General features: G+C 37.7%; 3 protein-coding genes. 1 reads left to right on the forward strand and 2 read right to left on the reverse strand.

Going from position 1 to position 2269, the window contains the following annotated elements; all coding sequences use genetic code 11:
• Positions 1 to 866: heavy metal translocating P-type ATPase (locus tag VLZ86_RS05130; protein WP_325449405.1), on the reverse strand; the 866-nt coding region annotated here is incomplete at its 3' end.
• Between the two features lie 84 nt (positions 867 to 950).
• Positions 951 to 1514: a helix-turn-helix domain-containing protein gene (locus VLZ86_RS05135; protein ID WP_026706441.1), complete on the reverse strand. Its 564-nt coding sequence runs from the start codon at positions 1512 to 1514 to the stop codon at positions 951 to 953.
• Between the two features lie 164 nt (positions 1515 to 1678).
• Here VLZ86_RS05135 and VLZ86_RS05140 point away from each other — a divergent pair, with 164 nt between their 5' ends.
• The gene (locus VLZ86_RS05140; protein WP_028298702.1) at positions 1679 to 2116 is read left to right on the forward strand and encodes a DUF1896 domain-containing protein; all 438 of its coding nucleotides are present in this window, start codon (positions 1679 to 1681) and stop codon (positions 2114 to 2116) included.
• The last annotated feature ends 153 nt before the right edge of the window (positions 2117 to 2269 follow it).

Genomic DNA, 2269 nt, shown 5'->3' on the forward strand with positions numbered 1-2269 from the left:
TTTTTTATTGCTGAAGAGGTATTGCCTTTGGCTTTTTCTTCCAGTAATTTTCCTAACAGAATAAATGCGACAATTACGGCTGCTGCTTCAAAATATACGTGGGCGTGTAATCCTCTTTGATGCCAAAAGTCGGCAAACAACATATTGAATACACTGAACAGGTAGGCGATACCTGTACTCAATGCTACCAATGTATCCATATTGGCTGAACGATGTTTTGTCTGCTTCCAGGCATTGATAAAAAAATCCCTGCCCAACCACAATACAACAGGTGTAGAAAATGCCCACATAATTTGATTGGCATAAGGTATATCCATAAAGAACATTGCTATCACTACAACAGGCAATGACAGGGTAATAGCCCATACGGTTTTGGTCTTTAGCTTTTGGAACTTTTCAGCGTGGATAGTTTCTAATGTTTCCTGCTGCTTATTTTCTTCCTCAATCAACAAATCGTACCCAATTGACTGTACCGCCTTTTGCAATTTTGAAGCATCGGTCATATTAGGCAGGTATTCAACGGTAAGGTTTCCCGTAGCAAAGTTTACGGAGGCATTTATAACGCCCTCCTGATGCTTTACAATGCTTTCGGCACTGCTCGCACAAGAGGCACAGGTCATACCTATTACTGGAAATGTATTTTTTATGGTGGAAACACCATAACCTAAGTCTTTGATAGCTTTAACCGCTTCGCCTATTGCTTCGCTATTATCTACCGTGATAGCTGCCCTGCGGTTATTCAGCTCTACTTTGTGGGTTGCGATACCTTTAACCTGTGCTAATCCTTTTTCAACGATTAATGCACAATGTTCACTTTCTACATCTTCCAAAGGAAGATAAATGGTTTCTTTATTATTCGTTGCCATAATTGCTTGCTTTAATTAACAATACAAAATTGGCTATTATATTAATGGACGCTATTGTGAAATTTTGGGAATGATTTGTAAGATTTACAATTTATCCAACGGCTTTCTTTTACCTTCTTTTATTTGTTTGAAATAGCTCGGTGTCAGTCCTGTTACTTTTTTGAACTGGTTGCTTAAATAGGCTACACTCGAATAGTTCAGACGAAAGGCAATTTCACTCAAAGACAGTTCATCATATACCAACAGCTCTTTTACTTTTTCTACTTTTTGGGCAATAAAGTATTTTTCAATAGTAATACCCTCCACCTCCGAAAAGAGATTGGATAGGTAATTATAATCGTGGTGCAATTGACTACTTAATACATCTGAAAGATTGGATTTGGTGTCATTGTCCTGATGATGCACAAGGTCAATAATTATATTTTTTATCTTTTCAATGATGCGGCTTTTTTTATCGTCAATGAGTTCAAAGCCCAATGGAATTAAAACCTTATCTAAATTATTTTTTTCTTCTGGTGTAATCTCTTTATCCAATGTTACCTCTCCAAGTTTGATTTTTTTTACAGTCAAACCTAATTTATCCAATTCATTTTGCACCACCATAATACAGCGGTTGCAAACCATATTTTTAATAAAGAGTGTATTCATATATACCTTTTTACGACCTTAACAAAGGTACAAATTAATCTTTGGCATTATATCTTTTAACGCCAAATCCTGCCTCTCAACGCCAAATCCTGCCACATCTTCAAAGGCACTTATCTACTGCTATAATTTTAGGCTTCAAGTAAAATTCTAAACAAAATTATAGTATGGATACACAGCAAAAAGACCTATCGTATTTCAGGTTACGATTACAAGAATTATTAAATACCAGCTTCCCCGAAAAAGCAAACGACCAAAAATTTGTTGAGCAACGTTCTTCGTGGGCTGCCAATGCCTACGAGGGGGCTTTTAGTTCGGGAAACGCTATTGAGCAATGCAACGAAATAGCCAATTACATACTTTTTGAGGGCTTGCATTTCTCCAAATTCGATACCGTGTTTCAGGTGGTATGCAATGAGTTTGATACCATAATGGCAGATGAGGAACTGCGACCGTTCTCCCTTAAAATGTTTCCTGTTTGCGAGCCTGTTTTCTCCGGCTATGAACTAACCGATGATTTCGCATACGGTTATGAGTTTGACCTGCTCTATACCGAAATAACCGGAACCATCGCAATATGGATAGAGGAAAATGGGCTTCAGTAAAAAGCAACATCTCCAACAGAACATTGATGCCCTACGAATTGCTTTTAAACTTGAAAAGGAGAAACGACAAGCCACCGTAGGCGAAAGACTGCTAATGATGCAATACAGCGGATTTGGTGGTCTTAAATTCGTGTTGAACCCAATAGTGAATGA

The organism is Gelidibacter sp. (genome assembly GCF_035515035.1).
Lineage (GTDB): Bacteria > Bacteroidota > Bacteroidia > Flavobacteriales > Flavobacteriaceae > Gelidibacter.